A 19313-nucleotide genomic window follows, 5' to 3' on the forward strand; every position below is an offset into this window, starting at 1 on the left:
AATTCCTATCATTATGGATTGGATATGGATGAATCGGAACATACCCGGATTGCGCTCGATCGGCTGATTGCCGAACGGGGGGAGAATTATGCCGATCTGTCCCGGCTGATCGGCCGCAATCCCGCTTATATTCAGCAGTTCATCAAGCGCGGCACGCCACGCAAGCTGGACGAGGAGGATCGGCGCGTGCTGGCGCGCTATTTCGGCGTGCCCGAACAGATGCTGGGCGGCGCGACGGCGCCGGTCGCGGCCCCCGCCCGGATGCGCGGGATGCCCGCGGTGGTCGCGGTGCCGCGGCTGGCGCTGGGCGCGTCGGCGGGGCTGGGATCGCTGGACGAGGATGAGCAGGCGGCGGGCGTGATGGCGTTCGATGCGCGCTGGTTGCGCCATCTGGGCGTGCGACCGCAACGGGTGTCGATCATCCGGGTCGATGGCGAATCGATGGCGCCGACGCTGAACGACGGCGACGACATCATGGTCGATCATGACGATGATGCGGGCCGCCTGCGCGACGGCGTCTATGTGCTGCGGCTGGACGGCGTGCTGATGGTCAAGCGCGTCGCCATGGGGCCGCGGCGCGGTTGGTTCAGCGTGGTGAGCGATAATCCGCATTATCCCGACTGGGCGGATATCGATCCGGCGCTGGTGGATATTGTCGGCCGGGTCGTCTGGAGCGGCAGGCGCTTGCATTAGCGGTGTCCGCCTCCCAATCCGTCAAGTGGATGTTTTCCGACTGGGTCGGGATAGGCGGGGTCGGCACGGTGTTATGCTGCCGTTGAGGCGACGGCGTGGCTGCGCCAGAGGAGTGTCGATTGAACGATAATGGCGCGGTGATCCGCAAGGGACAGGAATGGCGCGGCGCGCCCATGGCGCTGGCGACGGTGGTGTCGACCTGGGGATCGGCGCCGCGGCCGCGCGGCAGCCATATGATCGTCCATGCCGATGGCCGGTTCGAGGGCAGTATTTCGGGCGGCTGCGTGGAAAGCGACGTGTTGCAACGCGCGGCGGAAGTGATCGGCGGGCGCAACGCCCATGTCGAAAGCTATGGCGTGGCCGATGGCGATGCCTGGGAAGTCGGCCTGCCGTGCGGCGGCGAGATCGCGGTGCTGGTCCAGCCGGTGAGCGAGGCCGGCTTCGCGCCCGGATTGTTCGACCGGATCGCCGCCGCCAGCGCGCGCGGCCGGGCGCTGACGCTGGCGACCGACCTGGACAGCGGCGTGACGCGCGAGGCGGCGGGAGAAGGGGATTTCCTCAATCGCTACGATCCGCCGCGCCGTCTGCTGATCGTCGGTGCGGTGCAGATCGCCCAGAGCCTGGTGCCGCTGGCGCAGGCGATCGGGGTGACGCCGGTGGTGATCGACCCGCGCGGCCGCTTCCTGACGGCGGAGCGCTTTCCCGGCGTGGAACTGGACGACCGCTGGCCCGACGAGGCGATCGCGGCGCGCTTCCCCGGCGAATCGACCGCGGTGGTGACATTGAGCCATGACATCAAGATCGACGACCCTGCGCTGGTGGCGGCGCTCCGCGCATCGACGGGTTATGTCGCGGCGCTGGGATCGCGCAAGAGCCATGCGGCGCGGCTGGAGCGACTGGGGGCGCTGGGCTTCGGGGCCGATGACCTGGCCCGTATCGATGGGCCGGCGGGGCTGGATATCGGCGCGATCGGCGCGGCGGAAATCGCGCTGTCGATCACGGCGGGGATGGTCGCGGGGTTTAACGCGCGACGTTGACCGTCATGCGTGCCCCCTGCCGCAAGAGATGGGCAGGGGACATATCCCCCACGCTGTCGGGCACAAAGGATGGCGCGCCCTAACAAAGCGACGGGATGGATCAATACCCCAAAGGACGTATTGGAGAAATTTCTCGTCGCCAAGCGCCGTTATACAATCGTAATATTACAGGCGCTGTAATGTTCGGCAGGGAACGACTCCAGCGAGAGCCGTTATCCCCTTTGTTTCGGCAGGATATTTTTCAGCAGCAGCGGCCGCCATTCCTGCCGCCGTAGCGCGCTTCCTGCCGGTCCCGAAAAAATTGCGTACGGTCCATGGCTGGCCGGTCGGGATGATGCGCGGCCATGTGGCGCAGATAGGCGTCATAGTCGGGCAGGCCGACCATGAGTCGCGCGGTCTGGCGCAGCGTGGCGAACAGCCCGCTCATTCCGCTGGCGCCAACTGGGAGGGGATTTCGCGCGCCGTGGGCGCGGCGGTCCGCCGGGCGGCGACACAGGTGCGAATGGTGAAGAAGAGCAGCGCCAGCACGACCGCCAGGAACAGCGCCACCAGCGCGGCGTCGATCCGGTCGTTGAAGATGATGCGCTGCATCTCCGCCATGGATTTGGCGGGGGCCAGCACCGTGCCCGCATCCGCCGCTGCGCTGAATTTCGCGGCATGAGCGAGGAAGCCGACCTTGACGTCGGCCGAGAAGAGCTTGAGCCAGCCCGCGGACAGGGTGCAGATCAGCAGCCAGGCGGTGGGGACCAAAGTCACCCAGGCGAACCGGTCGCGCTTCAAGCGGAACAGGACGGCGGTGCCCAGCATCAGTGCGATCGCCGCGAGCATCTGGTTGGAAATGCCGAACACGGGCCAAAGCGTATTCACGCCGCCGAGCGGATCGGTGACGCCCTGATAGAGGAAAAAGCCCCAGGCCGCGACCGTCAGCGCGGTGGCGACGATGCCGGGGACATGGCTTTTCGTATCCTTGAAACTGGGCACGGCCAGCGCGATCAGATCCTGCAACATGAAGCGCCCGGCGCGGGTGCCGGCATCGACGGCCGTCAGTATGAACAAGGCTTCGAACAGGATCGCGAAATGATACCAGAAGGCTTTCATCGCCGGGCCGCCTACGACATGGCTGAAAATCTCCGCCATCGCCACCGCCAGCGTCGGCGCGCCGCCCGCGCGGCTGATGATGCTATGTTCGCCGACATCCTTCGCCGTCTGGGCGATGAGGTCGGGCGAGATCGGGAAGCCCATGGCGGTGACGGCGGCCGACGCGCTGGCCGCGTCCGTGCCGATCAGCGCGGCCGGGCTGTTCATCGTAAAATAGATGCCGGGGTCCAGGATCGATGCGCCGACCAGCGCCATGATCGCCACGAACGCCTCCATCAGCATCGCGCCATAGCCGATCATCGGCGCATGGGCTTCGCTGGCGATCAGCTTGGGCGTGGTGCCGCTGGCGATCAGCGCGTGGAAGCCCGACACCGCCCCGCAGGCGATGGTGATAAACAGAAAGGGGAAGAGGCCGCCCGACCAGACCGGGCCGTTGCCGCCGACGAATTGCGTCAGCGCCGGCATCTTGAGCGGCGGGGCCATGATGACGATGCCGATCGCCAGCGCCGCGATCGCGCCGATCTTGAGGAAGGTGGAGAGATAATCGCGCGGCGCGAGCAGCAGCCAGACCGGCAGGACGGAGGCGACTGCGCCGTAGCCGATCAATATCCAGCAGAGCTGGACCGGGGTGAAGGTGAAGATCGGACCCCAGACCGGCGACAGCGATACCGCCTGGCCATAGACGATCGCCGCCAGCAGGCCGATCAGGCCCAGCAGAGACACTTCCCCGATGCGGCCGGGCCTGATCCAGCGCGTATAGGCGCCCATCGCCATCGCCAGCGGCACGGTGGCGGCGACGGTGAACATGCCCCAGGGGCTTTCCGCCAGCGCCTTCACCACGATCAGCGCCAGCACGGCCAGGATGATGACCATGATCATGAAGGCGCCGAACAGCGCGATGGTGCCTGCGACCTGCCCCATTTCCATGCGGATCAGTTCGCCCAGCGACTTGCCGTCGCGCCGCATGGAGATGAACAGGATCATGAAATCCTGCACCGCGCCCGCCAGCACGACGCCAATGATGATCCAAAGCGTGCCGGGGAGATAGCCCATCTGCGCCGCCAGCACCGGTCCCACCAGCGGCCCTGCACCCGCGATCGCCGCAAAATGATGGCCGAACAGGACGGCCTTGTCGGTCGCGACATAGTCGAGGCCATCGGCGCGACGGATCGCCGGGGTGGGCCGCGCCGGGTCCAGCCGCATCACATGGCGGGCGATGAAGAGGGCGTAATAGCGGTAGGCGACCAGGAAGCAGCTGACCGCCGCGACCACGATCCACAGTGCGTTGACCGCTTCGCCACGCGACACCGCGACGACGGTAAGGGCAACCGCGCCGATGATCGCCGTCAAAATCCAGGGTAGGTGCCGGGTCACATGCGCTCCAGAGCGGTTGGGGGGACGTCGGCACCCTAATCCCCCCCAATCGAAACACAACCGCTTAGCGGCGGCGGAACGGCCAGTCTGTGACGCCGCTGGCCCAGAGCGCCCACCAGATGATGACGGGTTGTAGCGCCAGTCGCGGGCCATGATACCACCAGCTCAAATGTGCGCCGCCCAGGGGGATGTCGTTGATAGCGTGGTTGATGTTGGCCGGCCAGACGCACAGAGCGTAGAGCGCAAGGCCCATGCCCGCCGCGGAGCGCAGGCGCGGGATCATCAACCCGATCGCGCCGGCCAGTTCGGCCACGCCGGTCAGGGCCACAACCAGTTCGGGCATGGGCACCCAATGCGGCGTGATCGCCAGAAAACCGGCCGGCCGCGACAGATGCGCAATACCGGCAAAGGCGTAGGCGGCGGCCAGAACCAGTCGGCCGATTGTCCGGCCGCGCATCGCGGTCAATGCATCACGTCGATTTCCAGCTCGCCCTCATCCTGCCCATCCCAATAATGGGCGCGCTCGGCATGGACCTTTATCATCACCAGCCCCGGCGTGTCGGCGCCATCCTCGAACCAGAGTTCCAGATCGGGGTTCCAATGCGCGTCGAACTGGGCGCGGTCGCGGATCAGGTCGGCGCGCCCTTCCAGCGCGATGAACAGCGGGCGCTGGCCGAACAGGCCGCTCTTGCCGTGGAAGGACAGGCTGACGCGCGGGTCACGCTCGATATCCCGGACCATCAGCGTGTCTTCGGTGGTGAAATAATAGCTGTCGCCGCCATGGGCCACATCCTGATTGTTGCTCATCGGACGGGCGCCGATATGGCCATCCTCCGTATGGGTGGACAGCATGGCAAAATCGATATGCTGCATCTTTTCGGCCAGGCTGGCCATCGTGTGCTGCACCATGGGAGTCTCCTCTACTCGATCCGCTGTTAACGCAGGATGGGCCGAGTCGGGTTCCATCGATCGGATTCGACTCTCGATCGATAAGAACATATCATGAACATAATAGATATGATTCGGGAGTCGCCGTCATGGAAAGCCGCACCACGCCGCTTTACCGCCCCTTCTTCGCGCTGAAGCCGCCGCCGGTCGTCGCGCGGCAGATCGATCATTTCGCCGCGACGCTGGCGCCGGGGGCGGATCGTATCCTGCCCGAACATCAGCATGTCACGCTGGGCATCACGACCGACTGGCCCGACTATCCCTATGAACTGATCAAGGCGCTGCGCCGGGCGGGCGCGGGGATCATGGCGGAGCCGTTCGACCTGCTGATGGACGGTGTGAACTTTGGCGGCCGGTCGGCGGCGTTGCGGCCTTCGCGCAGCATCGCCGGGTTGAAAACGGTGCAGCAGCAGGTCGCCGCCGCGATGGCGCGGGCCGGGGCGACGCCGCGTCCAGGCTGGAGCTTCAGCCCGCACCAAACCCTGTTCTACCGCGACGGCCGGCCCAGGCAGCAGCGCATCGACGGGTTCGGATGGCGGGTGGAGGAGGTGGTCTTGGTGTGCAGCCATGTGGGCCGCACCCGGCATGAGATTATGGGCCGTTGGCCGCTCAGGGGCGATGCGCAATATCGGCTGTTTTAGAGCCTCGCTTGACTTGGTCGCATCATGTTCCCGCCTGCGCGGGAACACGGGTTACAATATTCAGCGTTTGCGGACGAATTCCGCGCGCAGCACCAGGCCCTTGATCCCGTCATAGCGGCAGTCGATTTCCTGAGCATCGCCGGTCAGGCGGATCGACTTGATGAGCGTGCCGCGCTTGAGCGTCTGGCCTGCGCCCTTGACCGTCAAATCCTTGATCAGCGTAACCTGATCGCCGTCGGCCAGCAGGTTGCCGACCGAATCGCGGACTTCGACGGCGTCACCATCATTTGCGGCTACGGCGTTCGCCGCGCTGATCCATTCGCCGCTGGCTTCGTCATAGACATAATCGTCGTCGTCCATGGCGATCTATCCCTGGGTCACGCTTTGCAGCACGGCGGCGCGCAATTGCGGGATGCCCATGCCTTTCTCGCTCGACGTGACGATGATGTCGGGATGGGCGGCAGGGCGCTTGCGGATCGCGTCGGCGGTGGCCTGGGTCACCGCCGCCAGTTCGCTCGCCTTGATCTTGTCGGCCTTGGTCAGGACGATGCGATAGCTGACCGCCGCGCCATCCAGCATGTCGAGCATGTCATTATCGACGTCCTTGACGCCATGGCGGCTGTCGATCAGCACCAGCGCCCGCTTGAGCGAGGCGCGCCCGCGCAGATAGTCGTTCACCAGGAACTTCCATTTGCGCACGACATCCTTGGGCGCCTTGGCATAGCCATAGCCCGGCATATCGACCAGCCGGAACTGAAGCGGCACGCCCACGTCAAAGAAGTTCAATTCCTGCGTGCGGCCCGGCGTGTTGGATGTGCGGGCCAGGCCATTGCGGTTGGTCAGCGCATTGAGCAGCGAGGATTTGCCGACATTGGAGCGGCCCGCGAACGCGACTTCGTTGACGTCCATGTCGGGCAGGAAGTCCAGCGTGGGCGCGGATTTGAGGAAGGCGATCGGCCCGCTGAACAGCTTGCGCGCTTCCTCGATCAGGTCAGTATTTTCTTCTGTCACGTTCTTCTCCGTTCGCCCTGAGTAGCCGCTGAGCTTGTCGAAGCGGTGTATCGAAGGGCCGAAGGCGCGCGATGCTTCGATACGGGCCTTCGACTTCACCTTCGGTGAAGTTTATCCTGAGCGCCTGCTGCAAGCGGGCAGTCGAAGGGCTCAGTCCCTACTCAGCACGAACGGGGACTTGGTAGGGTTATTCACTTCGTCGCGCTCGCCGTGCTCAGCACGGGATGCTTGCGATACAGCCACCATTGCTGCGCCATCGACAGGCAGTTGTTGGTGATCCAGTAGACCAGCAGGCCCGCCGCGAAGGGCGCCATGATGAACATCATCATCCATGGCATGATCGAGAAGATTTGCTGCTGCATCGGGTCCATCTGCGCGGGGTTCAGCTTGAACTGGAAATACATGCTGATGCCCAGCAGCAGCGCCAGCACGCCGATCGCCAGGAAGGACGGCGGGGTGAAGGGCAGCAGGCCGAACAGGTTGAAGATATGCAACGGGTCGGGCGCGGACAGGTCTTTGATCCACAGCACGAAGGGCTGGTGGCGCATTTCGATCGTCAGCATCAGCACCTTGTAGAGCGCGAAGAAGATCGGGATCTGGATGAAGATGGGCAGGCAGCCGGCGAGCGGGTTGACCTTTTCTGTCTTGTACAGCGCCATCATCTCCTGCTGGAGGCGCGGCTTGTCGTCCTTATATTTCTCCTGCAGCGCCTTCATCTTGGGCTGCACCGCGCGCATCGCCGCCATGCTGGCGAACTGGCGCTGGGCGACCGGGAACATGATCGCGCGAACGACGAAGGTCAGGCAGATGATCGCCACGCCGAAATTGCCGAGCGTTTCGAACAGCCAGTGGAGCAGCGCGAAGATCGGCTGTTCGAACCAGTAGAACCAGCCCCAGTCGATCGCGCGGTCGAACAGCTTCACGCCGTCGCGCTCATAGGCCTGGAGCGTCTTGACTTCCTTTGCGCCGACATAGAGGCGAATGGTCTGGGTTGCGGCCTTGCCGGGCGCGAGCATGGTTGAACCGAGCGCGGCGTCGGCCTGATATTGCGTGCCTGCGCCCTTACGGAACTGGCCCGCGAAATCGGCGTCAGCGCCGGGGACGAGCGCGGAGAGCCAATATTTGTCGGTAAAGCCGATCCAGCCGCCCTTGGACTGGAAGCTTTGGGTCGATGGACCCTCGTCCAGATTTTTATAATTCACGTCATAATTGGCCGCGCCGTTGAACACGCCCATGGGGCCGACATGGATGGTCCAGGTGTCGGGGTCCTTGGGGATGCCGGTGCGGCTGATATAGCTGTAGGGCTTGACGCCGACGGCGCCCTCGCCGCTATTCGACACCTTCTGCGCGGCGGAAATCATGTAATTTTGATCGACGCTCAGGCGGATTTCGAACAACTGGCCCGCACCGTTGTTCCAGGTCAGCGTGACGGGACTCGTCGGCGTCAACGCGCTGCCTTGAGCGGTCCAGACCGTGTTCTTGTTCGGCGTCTTCAATCCTTCGCCCTGCCAGCCGAAGCCGGCGAAATAGGCGTCCTGCGTGCCGCTGGGGCTATATAGGCGAACGGCGGGCGAATCCTTGTCGATCGTCTCGCGATAGGTTGGCAGCACGATATCGTCGATGCGCGCGCCGCGCAGGTTGATCGATCCGGTCAGCTTGGGCGTGCGGATCGGCACGCGCGGGCTTTCCTTCAGCACGATGGCGCGATCGCGAATCGTGGCCGGACCGTCGGCGGTGTCGGTGCCGGGGGCGGCGACCGGGGTGGTCTTGCCGCCTTCGATCTTCGTCGCGGGCGGATTGGCCGCCGGGAAGAAATAATGCGAGACATAGGGCCAGCCGAACAGGATCGCCGCGGTCAGCAGCACCGCCAGAATGATATTCTTCTTGTCGTCCACGTTGTTCGGCTCCGCCGTCTTATATCTGTGTCAGGGGACCGGGTCGTAGCCCGACCCGCCCCAAGGGTGGCATCGCATTAGCCGCTTGAACCCCAGCCAGCTACCCTTGATCGCGCCATATTTGCGGATCGCCTGAATCGCATATTCCGAACAGGAGGGGGCGTAGCGGCAGGTGGGGGGCAGGACGCGCGAAGGGCCGAGTTGCCAGAAGCGCGCGATCAGGATCAGCAGGCGGCCGATCACGGCTGTTCGCTTGAACGCGCCGCGGGCGTGTCGCTCTTTCTGGCGGTCTTGCCCTTGCGCGGACGCGGCGGGCCGCGCTGCGGGTCGATCGGGCGCGTCATGATCTTGCCCAACGCCTTGCCCAGTTCGGCGTGCAACAGCGCAAAATCGCGTTCGATCCCGCCTTCGCGGCCGATCAGCACATGATCCGCGCCGGCAATGCCATGGGCCGGCAGCAACGCGCGCGCCAGAACGCGAAAGCGGCGCTTCATCCGGTTGCGGATGACGGCGCCGCCAATCTTTTTCGTGACCGTGATGCCGATCCGCATCGCCGGGTCGCCATCGCCGCGTTCGCGCACCAGCAGGACGAAACCCGGCATGGGCGCGCGGCGCCCACGGTTCGCCGCCAGAAAATCCGCACGCCTGCTCATGACGGCAGGCGCGGCGGACGGCGGCGCGTCGATCAGGCGCTCAGGCTCTTGCGGCCGCGCGACCGGCGCGCGCGAATCACATTGCGGCCGCCGGGGGTCGCCATGCGAGCGCGAAAACCGTGACGGCGCTTCCGAACCAGATTGCTCGGCTGAAAAGTGCGCTTCATCGTTCATTCCTCAAAAAACAACTAGAGAATCGGGCGTGACAAAAAAGGGCCGCCAAAACAGCGGCCACCAGTCAGGGGGCGTCCGATAGGCAAAAGGGGGTGGGAAGTCAATGGCGGAAGCGGTTCACGGCGGACCTCCCGTCCGTTCGGGCTGAGCCTGTCGAAGTCCATCGCTGGGCGGAGCGCAGTGGCTTCACTCCCAGCAGAACCCTTCGACTTCGCTCAGGGCGAACGGCGTCCTTGGAACGCTTACTTCCCCCGCGCCGTCGCCACGGCCGCCTTGAGTGCGTCATAGCCGACCGCGCCGCCCAGCACCTGGCCGCCGATCACGAAGGTCGGGGTGCCGCTGGCCTGGAGTTTCTGGGCCAGGGCGATGTTGGACTGGATTTCGGCATCATATTTGGTCGATGCGATCGCCGAATCGGCTTCGGATTTGGTGATGCCCGCTTTCGCCGCCGCCGCGACGATGGTGTCGCGCGTGACCTTGCCCGCGTCATAAAGCGCCTTGTGATAGGGCATATATTGGCCGCGTTCGGCCGCCAGCAGCGATACCTTGGCCGCGGCGCTGCTTTCGTCCGACAGGATGGGCAGTTCGCGATAGACCACCTTCACCTTCGCGTCGCCGGCGACCAGCTTGGCCAGGTCGGGCAGCGAGGCGCGGCAATAGCCGCAGGCATAGTCGAAAAACTCGACCACGGTGACGTCGGCGTTGGTGGCGCCTTCCCACGCCCCGGCATAGGGGGTTTCGAGCGTGCTGCGACTGGCGTCGATCATGCCCGACATGCGCTTGGCCTGCAACTTCTCCACCGCCTGCGGGATGATTTCGGGATGCTCCAGGATGTAATCATGGACGATCTTTTCGATCGCCGCCTTATCCTGGGCGTTGACGCTGGCAGGCGCCTGGGCAGCCAGCGCGATGCCGGCAACGGCGGTCAGGGCGAGTGCGCCAAGGGTCATTTGAATGGTCCTGTTGGAAAGGGCCGTGCGAAAGCTGGGCCGGGTCTGGTCTGTCATGTCTATCTTTTCTTGCGCTGCTGCTCGATCGCCGCGCGGGATGTCATCGCGATATCCTGCGCCCGCAGATAGTCAACCGTGCCGGGCTTCAACCCCTGCATCGCGCCGTCGGCGCTGCGCAGCGCCATGGGATGTTCGCCCATCATGGCGTAGCGTTCCGCGGTCGCCAGCGCCGCGCGGGGCGTGTCGCCGCGCCGTTCATAGACGACGCCCAGTTGATACCAGGCGAAGGGGTTTTCCCGATCGCGTTGCACGGCCAGGCGCAGCACCTGTTCGGCCTCGGCGAAATTCGCCTCATCCTCGGTCGCGATCAGGGCGTGGGACAGCAGCACGGAAATAAGCGGCTGGTTGGTGATCTTCACCGCTTCGCGCAGCGGCGCCACCGCGTCCTTGGGGCGACCGCTTTCGAGCAGGATCTGGCCCTTGAGTTCCAGGAAATAGGGGTCGTCCGGCGCGGCGGCGAGCAGGGCGTCGGCTTCGGCCAGCGCCTTTTGCGGATAGGCGCTCTTATGCCAGGCATAGGCGCGGGCATAATGGGCCGGCATCGACTGGTCGGTTTCTGGATATTTCTGCAAGGTCTGGGTGGGTTCGGACACGAAGCCGATCAGCTTGGCCTTGATCCGTTCGAACCTTTGTTCGAGCGCCAGGTCGACCGGCCGCTCCCAGGCCGGATCGACGCTATAGACTTCGCGCAGCACATTGATGCGTTCGCCTGACAGAGGGTGGGTGCGGCCGTAACTATTGTCCTGCGGGATGGCGAGCCGATATTCCTGATTCTGCAGCTTCTTGAAAAATTCCAGGCTGCCCTTGCCGCTCAGGCCCGCCTTCGACAGGTAGCGCGCGCCGGCCAGATCCGCCGAGCTTTCCTGCCCACGGGAGAATGCCAGGAATTTGGTCATCGCCGCTTGCTGGCCCAGGCCCATGATGCCCATGCCTGCTTCCGCGCCGCCCGCCGCGATCGCCGCGGCGCCCAGCACCAGGCTGAGCAGGGTGACGCTGGTGGCTTCCTTGATCCCCTCGCCCGAACGGATGATATGGCCGCCCTCTATATGGCCCAGTTCATGCGCGACCACGCCCTGCAACTGGTTCACATTGTCGGCCTGGGCGATCAGTCCGCTATGGACCCAGACATATTGGCCGCCCGCGACGAAGGCGTTGATCTCCGGGTCGTTGATGACCATGACCTGGACGTTTTTCGGCTCCATGCCGGCTGCCTTGACCAACTGGCCCGACATGTCGGCCATGAAGGATTCGGTTTCGGCATCGCGCAATATCTGCTGGGCGAGGGCCGGGCGCGCCATGCAGGCGAGCGCGGCGATCGCCAGCGCGCAAAATTTAAGCCGCCGCATCAGGAGCGGGCCGTTGGCAGGGAGAAGCAGACGGTCACAGCGGCGTCGTGCCAAGGCCGGGCTGAACCTGCCGTGAAGCAGGGGGCGCAACGAAAAGCGCCGCTGCGCACCGGTCGGAACCGGATGGGCAGCGGCGCTTGTTCATAACAGCCTAAGTCCGACCTTATTGGCCGAAGGTGCGCTGCCACCAGCCACGGCGCGGTTCGCCATCTTCGCCTACGCCATCCTCGCCATTGCCGGCGTCGGCGGTTTCGGCGACTGGCGTCTGAGGCGCGGCGGCTTCGGCAGCGGCTTCGACCGCGGGTGCGGCGTCTTCAGCCTCCGCTTCGGCGACGACGGCCTTCTTGCGGCGCGGACGCTTGGGCTTGGCCGGCGCCTCCTCGGCAACGGGCGCCTCGGCGACAGGGGCGGCTTCCTCGGCAACGACATCCGCTTCCGCTGCGACAGGCTTCTTGCGACGGGTGCGCTTGGGCTTGGCCGGGACCTCCTCGGCAACGGCTTCGACCGGCGCGGCCTCGGCGGCGACTTCCGCCACCGGCTCGGCCACGGTTTCGGCTACCGGAACGACATCCGCATTGGCTTTGCGCGCGCGGGGGCGGCGACGGGTCTTGGGCGCGTCCTCGGCGGGCGCTTCCTCGACCACGGCTTCGGTAGCTGGGGCCTCGACCACCGGCTCGGCGACCTCGCCAACGGTCTCTTCCGATTCGCCTGTGTCGGCTTCGAGCGTCGCAGCGTCTTCGCCACCTTCGCGACGGCGACGACCACCACGGCGACCGCGACGACCGCGGCGGCGTGCGCTACCCTCTTCGTCATCGGCGGCAGCAGCGGCTTCCACCGGTGCGTCGTTGGCGTCTTCGGCGATGACGACGTCCTCGTCTTCATCCTCCGATTCCGCGTCGCCATTGTCGCTGGCGTCTTCACCGGCACGATTCTCCTCGCGCTGACCCCCACGACGGCGACGGCGACGGCGACGACGGCGTCCGCCATCGCGATCTTCGTCCGCGCGCTCGCCTCGGTTGCTGCGGTCCTCCTGCTCGGTTTCGGCTTCGGCCTCCTCGACCTCTTCCTCTTCCTCCTCCTCGATGACGTCCAGATCGTCGTCCTCTTCCGGCAGCGGCGCATAGCTGACGACACGCTCAGGCCGCGGGCCGCTGGCCTCGACCGACATGCGCGCGCCTTCGATCTCGCCATCGGGCAGGATTTCGATGCGCACGCCATAGCGCTGCTCGATCTCGTCCAGCTCGGCGCGCTTGTTGTTGAGGACATAGAAGGCCGCTTCCTGGCTGGCCCGCAACGTGATGAGGTTGCCGCGACCGCGCGCCGCTTCCTCTTCCAACATGCGCAGCGCGCCCAGGCCCGCCGACGATGCGGTGCGGACCAGGCCGGTGCCTTCGCAATGCGGGCACTGGCGGGTGGACGCTTCCAGAACGCCGGTGCGCAGGCGCTGGCGGCTCATTTCCATCAGGCCGAAGCCGGAGATGCGGCCGACCTGGATGCGGGCGCGATCGTCCTTCAGCGCCTCCTTCATCGCCTTCTCGACCTTACGGATGTTGGAGTTCACCTCCATGTCGATAAAGTCGATGACGACGAGGCCGGCCATGTCGCGCAGGCGCAGCTGACGCGCGATTTCACGCGCAGCTTCCAGGTTGGTCGCCACGGCCGTCTGTTCTATGCCATGTTCGCGGGTCGAGCGCCCTGAGTTGATGTCGATCGACACCAGAGCCTCGGTCGGGTTGATGACCAGATAGCCGCCGGACTTGAGCTGGACGACGGGGTTGTACATCGCCGCCAGCTGTTCCTCGACGCTGGCGCGCTGGAACAGCGACACCGGATCGGCATATTGCTTCACGCGACGCACATGGCTGGGCATCAGCAGGCGCATGAAGTCCTTGGCGGCGCGATAGCCATGCTCGCCCTCGACGATGACCTCTTCGATATCCTTGTTGTAGATGTCGCGGATCGCCCGCTTGATGAGGTCGCTGTCATTATGGATCAGCGCGGGCGCGGCGGCGCTCAGCGTCTTTTCGCGAATCTCGTCCCACAGGCGGGCGAGATAGTCGAAGTCGCGCTTGATTTCCGGCTTGGTGCGCTGGAGGCCCGCGGTGCGCACGATGCAGCCCATGGAAGAAGGCAGCGCCATTTCGGCGATGATCGTCTTCAACCGCTTGCGGTCGGCCGCATTGCTGATCTTGCGCGAAATGCCGCCGCCATGGCTGGTGTTGGGCATCAGCACGCAATAGCGGCCGGCGAGCGACAAATAGGTGGTCAGCGCGGCGCCCTTGTTGCCGCGTTCCTCCTTGACGACCTGGACCAGCAGCACCTGGCGGCGCTTGATGACGTCCTGAATCTTGTACCGGCGGCGCAGGGCCATGCGCTTGCGGCGCAGTTCGTCGGCGGCTTCGTCGCCCCCGCGGCCACGACCGCGTCCGCCGCGACGGCCGTTCGGCGCGCTGTTGGTCCCGTCGTTTGCGCCTTCGCCTTCGGTCTGCTCGGCGTCTTCGCCCGGCTCTTCATCGTCATGATGATGGCTCGCTTCGACATATTCCACGCCGCCTTCGGGCGCGATGGAGTCGTGGTCCAGATCATGATCGTCATCGTCGAAATCGGCGCGCAGCGCGGCTTCTTCCTCGGCATGGGCGCGTTCTTCGCGCAGCAATGCCTCGCGGTCTTCACGCGGGATTTGATAATAATCCGGGTGGATTTCGCTGAAAGCGAGGAAGCCATGGCGGTTGCCGCCATAATCCACGAAGGCCGCCTGGAGCGAAGGCTCTACGCGGGTGACCTTGGCCAGATAGATATTGCCCTTGAGCTGCTTGTGCTCAGCGGACTCGAAGTCGAATTCCTCGATCCGGTTACCCTTGACGACCGCGACCCGGGTCTCTTCCCGGTGGCGCGCGTCGATCAGCATACGCATTGTCATTTACATGTCTCCGGCGTGGACGGGCTGCGGCACAGGGCCGCGCCGCCACGCGATAGTGAAGGGACGGCCGGGCGCGCTCCGTTAAGGGCGCGGATGTCGGCATCGTCCAGGTTTGAAGGAAATTATGCGCGTCTGCTGCGTCGGCAGGGCCGGACAAATCGCCGGGCCGGACCATCCACGCCGCATCGCCCGTTACCGGGGCAAGCGTGGAATGGAAATCATGCCTCATGCAGCGTCAACCTGTTTGCGACACTGCGGGGGGCAAATACTGCCTCCGCCGGTGCCTATCTCATTGCCCCGCAAGGCTGCCATGATATCGGCAAGTCTTTCGGGAATATGAATGGGTAGCAGTCAAATACCGACGGGGCAACGGCCGCCTGAAATATAATGCCTTGTCCGCCGGTCGGGCTATCGATGCCAATTCATCGTGAAGGACGGGTTAACCCTCTCATTTTACCGGGCCACAAGGAGCGATGCTTAATCCGGAATTTAGCGTGGGGACGCTGAACGGATTAGCCCAAATGAAATTTGGCTGGACGGCCGACAGGCGCGCGTCGCACAAGCGACGTATGCTCCAAAGCATTGCCCTGGCAGGCACGATATTGATGGCGGTCCCCGGCAGCGCCGGCGGCATATCCGGCGTGGACGTGCAGGACGATATCGTCGTCGTGCGCTTCGACGACCGTGTGGACGGGGCTTCGGCCTTTCTGCTGGATTCGCCGCGCCGCATCGCGCTCGACATCAACGGCGCGCAAATGGGCAGGGGACGGTTCACGCCGGGCAACGGCGCGATCGCCGCGGTGCGCCAGGGCCAGTTGAGCGGCGACACGGCGCGCGTGGTGCTGGACCTCTCCACCCCCGCGACGCTGGGCAATGCGCGGCTGGCGCAGGACGGAAAGTCGCTCAGCTTCTCGCTGCAGGGCGTGAGCGACAGCCGGTTCCGCGCCGAAGTGGGCAAGGGGCGCACGCGCTTCGACGGCCCTGCCGACATGGCGGCGCGTCCGCAAAAGCGCATCCATTCGATCACCGTGCCGATCCCCGCCGCGGCGCGCGGGGTGTCGCTGCCGCAGGTGGAGGGGGCGCATGACGGCGCCCGGCCGCTGGTGGTGATCGACGCGGGCCATGGCGGTCATGATCCCGGCGCGATCAACAAGGAAAATGGCAAGCGCGAGAAGGACGTTACTCTGGCCATCGCCCAGGCGATTCGCGACCAGTTGGTCAAGTCCGGCCGGGTGCGCGTGGCGCTGACCCGCGATGACGACAAGTTCCTGGTGTTGCAGGAACGCTATGGCATCGCCCGCAAGCTGGGGGCGGACCTGTTCATTTCCGTCCATGCCGACGCGGCGGAAAATACCGAGGCGCACGGCGCGACCGTCTACACCCTGTCCGAAACCGCATCAGACCGTGAAGCGGCGCGGCTGGCGGCGCGAGAGAATAAGGCGGACATCATCAACGGCGTCAATCTGGGCGGCCAGTCGGGTGACGTCTCGTCCATCCTGATCGACCTGACGCAGCGCGAATCGATGAACATATCGGCCAATTTTGCGCGGCTGTTGCAGCGGGAGGCGGCGCCCTATGTGCCGTTCCGCAGCGCCTATCACCGCTTCGCCTCGCTGATGGTGCTCAAGGCCCCGGACACGCCGTCGATCCTGTTCGAAACCGGCTATATCAGCAACGCCGACGACAGCGCCTTCCTGTCCTCGCGCGAGGGACAGGGCAAGATCGCTCGCGGCGTCGCCCGCGCGATCGAGGTGCATTTCGCCCGCAAACTGGCGATGCGCGACGGGGCGGCTGGCGGCTGAACGCAGCCATAAAAGTGCAAAAACCGTTCGCCCTGAGCCTGTCGAAGGGCGTTGCGCGTGCCCTTCGACAGGCTCAGGGCGAACGGAGGTGGGTTCGGTTTGGGCAAGAGTTGCGGCGGATCGCGTCATGCCCACTGGTCTTGGCGATAATTTGACCCTAGAGCCTCTTCCCTATGGAAGAGGCCCGTTCCGAACCCGCCCCGTCGTCCTTCGCCTATCGCCTGCGCCGCGACGCGGGGGGCTTTTTCGGCCGTCTGCGTCCCTTATGGCAACGCCGCTGGTTCCGCTGGACGTCGATCCTGCTGGGCGGCTTCGCGCTGTTCTGCGCCCTGTTCTGGCTCATCTTCGCGCGCGGCCTGCCCGATGCGGCGACGCTGCTGGAATATGAACCGCCTCTGCCCACCATCGTGCGCGATATCAATGGCCAGCCGGTGCACAGCTATGCCCGCGAGCGCCGCGTCCAACTCCAATATAGCGATTATCCCCCGCTGCTCATCCGCGCCTATCTGGCGGCGGAGGACAAGACCTTCTTCGAACATCATGGCGTCGATATTCCGGGCTTCGCCGGCGCGGTGGTGGATTATGCCAGCAAGCTCGGCTCCGGCCAGCGCGCCCGCGGCGGCTCCACCATCACCCAGCAGGTCGCCAAGAACCTGCTGATCGGTGACGAATATTCGCCCACGCGCAAGGTGAAGGAGATGATCCTCGCCTACCGCATGGAAAATGTGCTGAGCAAGCAGCAGATCCTCGAACTCTATCTCAACCAGATTTTCCTCGGCCGGAACGCCTATGGCGTCCAGGCCGCCGCGCGCGCCTATTTCGACAAGGATGTCGCCGACCTCCAGCTACACGAAATGGCCTATCTGTCGATCCTGCCCAAGGGGCCGGCCAATTACCGCCCCGAAAGCGAAACCGGTCACGCCCGTGCGCTCGACCGGCGCAACTGGTCTCTGGGCGAGATGGAGAAGAATGGCTGGATCACCGCAGCGCAGCGCGACGCGGCGATCGCCCAGCCGCTCGGCACCGTCGCAGCCCATGGCTCCAGCTTCGACGCGCGCGCGGGCGGCTATTATATGGAGGAGGTCCGCCGTCGCCTGATCGGGCTGTTCGGCGAAAAGGCCGACGACGGCCCCAACAGCGTCTATGCCGGCGGCCTGTGGGTGCGCAGCCCCTATGATCCGGTGGTGCAGGACGGCGTCGCCACCGCGCTGCGCAACGGCCTGCTCCGCTTCGACGCCGGACGCGGCTGGTCCGGTCCGGTCGGCCACATCAATATCGACAATGGCTGGGAACGCGAACTGGCGGCCAGCTATATCGACGTCGATTATGCGCAATGGCGCGTCGCCGTCGTCATCAGCCGGACCTCGTCCGAGGCGCAGATCGGCTTTGCCGACGGCAGCACCGGCGCGCTGCCCGCCGGATCGGCGCAAATGCCCTATCGCAAGGTCGGCGGGCCGGCCTTTTCCGCGATGAAGCCCGGCGACCTGATCGTCGTGGCGCGCAACGGGGCGAGTTGGGCGCTGCGCTCCATTCCCGAAGTGTCGGGCGGCATGGTGGCCGAAGAAGTCCATTCGGGCCGCATCCGCGCGATGCAGGGCGGCTTCGATTCGCGCCTGTCCTCCTACAACCGCGCGACGCAGGCGATGCGCCAGCCCGGCTCCACCATCAAGCCGTTCGTCTATGCCGCCGCGCTCGACAATGGCATGACCCCGGCATCGATCATCGTGGATGGCCCCTTGTGCGTCTATCAGGGCGCGGGCCTGGGCCAGAAATGCTTCCGCAACTTCTCCGGCGGCAGCGCCGGGCCGCAGACGATGCGCTGGGGCGTGGAGCAGTCGCGCAACCTGATGACCGTGCGCGCCGCCAGCCAGACCGGCATGGACCGGGTCGTGCGCACCATCAAGAATATGGGGATCGGCGATTATCAGCCCTATCTCTCCTTCGCGCTGGGCGCGGGCGAGACGACGGTGGAACGGATGGTCAACGCCTATGCCACGCTCGCCAACCAAGGGCGGCAATTCCCGTCCAAGGTGATGGATTATGTGCAGGACCGGCGCGGCAAGGTGATCTGGCCGGAGCGCTGGCGCGCCTGCGACGGGTGCAACATGGCCAATTGGGACGGCAAGCCGATGCCCCGCTTCGGCATGGAGGGCAAGCAGGTCATGAACCCGATGACCGCCTATCAGGTCGTCCACATCGCCGAAGGCGTGGTGCAGCGCGGCACCGCGACGGTGCTGGCAGACCTCAAGCGCCCTCTGTTCGGCAAGACCGGCACCACCAACGGCCCGACCAACGTCTGGTTCGTGGGCGGATCGCCCGATCTCGTCGCTGGCGTCTATATCGGCTACGACCAGCCGCGCAGCCTGGGCGGCTGGGCGCAGGGCGGGAGGATCGCCGCGCCGATCTGGAAGGCGGCGATGGCGCCCATCCTGGAAACCATGCCCAAGACACCATTTGTTGCGCCTGCGGGCGTGCGCATGGTCGCGATCGATCGCCGATCGGGCAAGCGCGTCTATGGCGCCTGGCCGACCAGCGAGCCGAAGGCCGCGGTGATCTGGGAAGCGTTCAAGCCCGAATCCGAACCGCGCCGCACGATCCGCAAGGAGGAAGCGGAGGAACAGGCCAAGGTCGCCGCCGCAAGGACGGTGACCGGCCGTACCCGCCAGCGCAGCGACGCCGACTTTCTGGAAGGGCAGGGCGGGATTTATTGA

18 protein-coding genes are annotated in these 19313 nt (G+C 65.3%); 5 read left to right on the plus strand and 13 right to left on the minus strand.

Features of this window, described 5'->3' with window-relative positions:
* The first annotated feature begins 24 nt into the window (after positions 1-24).
* Positions 25-693, plus strand: a complete 669-nt coding sequence (locus tag V473_RS01600; protein ID WP_066599752.1) for a S24 family peptidase — start codon at positions 25-27, stop codon at positions 691-693.
* 119 nt (positions 694-812) lie between these two features.
* Positions 813-1730, plus strand: a complete 918-nt coding sequence (locus tag V473_RS01605) for an XdhC family protein (RefSeq protein ID WP_066599756.1) — start codon at positions 813-815, stop codon at positions 1728-1730.
* A gap of 241 nt (positions 1731-1971) precedes the next feature.
* Here the strand turns inward: V473_RS01605 and V473_RS01610 are convergent, their stop codons facing one another.
* The 4 genes from V473_RS01610 to V473_RS01625 all read right to left on the minus strand — a co-directional run bounded on the left by V473_RS01610 (position 1972) and on the right by V473_RS01625 (position 5111).
* Positions 1972-2157 carry a YbdD/YjiX family protein gene (locus V473_RS01610; protein WP_066599759.1) on the minus strand — a complete coding sequence of 62 codons (186 nt, stop codon included), beginning with the start codon at positions 2155-2157 and terminating at the stop codon, positions 1972-1974.
* Positions 2154-4202: a carbon starvation CstA family protein gene (locus V473_RS01615; RefSeq protein ID WP_066599762.1), complete on the minus strand. Its 2049-nt coding sequence runs from the start codon at positions 4200-4202 to the stop codon at positions 2154-2156. The genes V473_RS01610 and V473_RS01615 overlap by 4 nt, the downstream gene beginning before the upstream one ends.
* 64 nt (positions 4203-4266) lie before the next feature.
* Positions 4267-4659, minus strand: coding sequence for a DoxX family protein (locus V473_RS01620; RefSeq protein ID WP_082678941.1), 393 nt, complete (start codon positions 4657-4659; stop codon positions 4267-4269).
* Between the two features lie 5 nt (positions 4660-4664).
* Positions 4665-5111 carry a pyridoxamine 5'-phosphate oxidase family protein gene (locus V473_RS01625; protein WP_066599764.1) on the minus strand — a complete coding sequence of 149 codons (447 nt, stop codon included), beginning with the start codon at positions 5109-5111 and terminating at the stop codon, positions 4665-4667.
* A 128-nt stretch (positions 5112-5239) separates the two neighbouring features.
* On the opposite strand from V473_RS01625, the gene V473_RS01630 reads away from it, so the two are divergent.
* Entirely contained in the window at positions 5240-5791 is a 552-nt protein-coding gene (locus V473_RS01630; protein WP_066599767.1) for a 2'-5' RNA ligase family protein, read from the plus strand.
* A 60-nt stretch (positions 5792-5851) separates the two neighbouring features.
* On the opposite strand, the gene V473_RS01635 is transcribed toward V473_RS01630, so the two are convergent.
* The 9 genes from V473_RS01635 to V473_RS01670 form a co-directional block, all read right to left on the minus strand.
* Positions 5852-6151 (minus strand): alkylphosphonate utilization protein, encoded by a 300-nt coding sequence (locus tag V473_RS01635; protein WP_066599770.1) that lies wholly within the window; start codon positions 6149-6151, stop codon positions 5852-5854.
* A gap of 6 nt (positions 6152-6157) precedes the next feature.
* The gene (yihA, locus tag V473_RS01640) at positions 6158-6802 is read right to left on the minus strand and encodes a ribosome biogenesis GTP-binding protein YihA/YsxC (RefSeq protein ID WP_066604847.1); all 645 of its coding nucleotides are present in this window, start codon (positions 6800-6802) and stop codon (positions 6158-6160) included.
* A 191-nt stretch (positions 6803-6993) separates the two neighbouring features.
* Positions 6994-8697, minus strand: a complete 1704-nt coding sequence (gene yidC / locus V473_RS01645) for a membrane protein insertase YidC (protein WP_066599772.1) — start codon at positions 8695-8697, stop codon at positions 6994-6996.
* A 30-nt stretch (positions 8698-8727) separates the two neighbouring features.
* Positions 8728-8940 carry a membrane protein insertion efficiency factor YidD gene (gene yidD / locus V473_RS01650; RefSeq protein ID WP_066599775.1) on the minus strand — a complete coding sequence of 71 codons (213 nt, stop codon included), beginning with the start codon at positions 8938-8940 and terminating at the stop codon, positions 8728-8730.
* Entirely contained in the window at positions 8937-9350 is a 414-nt protein-coding gene (gene rnpA / locus V473_RS01655; RefSeq protein ID WP_066604848.1) for a ribonuclease P protein component, read from the minus strand. Before rnpA ends, yidD begins: the two co-directional genes overlap by 4 nt.
* 32 nt (positions 9351-9382) lie before the next feature.
* The gene (rpmH, locus tag V473_RS22720) at positions 9383-9517 is read right to left on the minus strand and encodes a 50S ribosomal protein L34 (protein WP_021317369.1); all 135 of its coding nucleotides are present in this window, start codon (positions 9515-9517) and stop codon (positions 9383-9385) included.
* Positions 9518-9766: 249 nt separating this feature from the next.
* The gene (locus V473_RS01660; protein WP_066599777.1) at positions 9767-10531 is read right to left on the minus strand and encodes a DsbA family protein; all 765 of its coding nucleotides are present in this window, start codon (positions 10529-10531) and stop codon (positions 9767-9769) included.
* Between the two features lie 2 nt (positions 10532-10533).
* Complete coding sequence (locus V473_RS01665) at positions 10534-11880, minus strand: M48 family metalloprotease (RefSeq protein WP_129925720.1); 1347 nt, start codon at positions 11878-11880, stop codon at positions 10534-10536.
* 163 nt (positions 11881-12043) lie between these two features.
* Entirely contained in the window at positions 12044-14800 is a 2757-nt protein-coding gene (locus V473_RS01670; RefSeq protein ID WP_244884324.1) for an Rne/Rng family ribonuclease, read from the minus strand.
* 521 nt (positions 14801-15321) lie between these two features.
* On the opposite strand from V473_RS01670, the gene V473_RS01675 reads away from it, so the two are divergent.
* Positions 15322-16602: an N-acetylmuramoyl-L-alanine amidase gene (locus V473_RS01675; RefSeq protein WP_066599785.1), complete on the plus strand. Its 1281-nt coding sequence runs from the start codon at positions 15322-15324 to the stop codon at positions 16600-16602.
* A 173-nt stretch (positions 16603-16775) separates the two neighbouring features.
* Entirely contained in the window at positions 16776-19313 is a 2538-nt protein-coding gene (locus V473_RS01680) for a penicillin-binding protein 1A (RefSeq protein ID WP_066599787.1), read from the plus strand.

The organism is Sphingobium cupriresistens LL01, assembly GCF_001046645.1.
GTDB lineage: Bacteria > Pseudomonadota > Alphaproteobacteria > Sphingomonadales > Sphingomonadaceae > Sphingobium > Sphingobium cupriresistens.

What these genes read in the sequence shown, in the direction of transcription:
- V473_RS01600 (WP_066599752.1), top strand. Translation starts at nt 25, where the DNA reads ATGGATGAATCGGAACATACCCGGATTGCGCTCGATCGGCTGATTGCC.
- V473_RS01610 (WP_066599759.1), bottom strand. Translation starts at nt 2,157, where the DNA reads ATGAGCGGGCTGTTCGCCACGCTGCGCCAGACCGCGCGACTCATGGTC.
- V473_RS01620 (WP_082678941.1), bottom strand. Translation starts at nt 4,659, where the DNA reads ATGCGCGGCCGGACAATCGGCCGACTGGTTCTGGCCGCCGCCTACGCC.
- V473_RS01625 (WP_066599764.1), bottom strand. Translation starts at nt 5,111, where the DNA reads ATGGTGCAGCACACGATGGCCAGCCTGGCCGAAAAGATGCAGCATATC.
- V473_RS01630 (WP_066599767.1), top strand. Translation starts at nt 5,240, where the DNA reads ATGGAAAGCCGCACCACGCCGCTTTACCGCCCCTTCTTCGCGCTGAAG.
- V473_RS01635 (WP_066599770.1), bottom strand. Translation starts at nt 6,151, where the DNA reads ATGGACGACGACGATTATGTCTATGACGAAGCCAGCGGCGAATGGATC.
- rnpA (WP_066604848.1), bottom strand. Translation starts at nt 9,350, where the DNA reads ATGAGCAGGCGTGCGGATTTTCTGGCGGCGAACCGTGGGCGCCGCGCG.
- rpmH (WP_021317369.1), bottom strand. Translation starts at nt 9,517, where the DNA reads ATGAAGCGCACTTTTCAGCCGAGCAATCTGGTTCGGAAGCGCCGTCAC.
- V473_RS01660 (WP_066599777.1), bottom strand. Translation starts at nt 10,531, where the DNA reads ATGACAGACCAGACCCGGCCCAGCTTTCGCACGGCCCTTTCCAACAGG.
- V473_RS01665 (WP_129925720.1), bottom strand. Translation starts at nt 11,880, where the DNA reads ATGCGGCGGCTTAAATTTTGCGCGCTGGCGATCGCCGCGCTCGCCTGC.
- V473_RS01670 (WP_244884324.1), bottom strand. Translation starts at nt 14,800, where the DNA reads ATGACAATGCGTATGCTGATCGACGCGCGCCACCGGGAAGAGACCCGG.
- V473_RS01675 (WP_066599785.1), top strand. Translation starts at nt 15,322, where the DNA reads ATGAAATTTGGCTGGACGGCCGACAGGCGCGCGTCGCACAAGCGACGT.
- V473_RS01680 (WP_066599787.1), top strand. Translation starts at nt 16,776, where the DNA reads ATGGAAGAGGCCCGTTCCGAACCCGCCCCGTCGTCCTTCGCCTATCGC.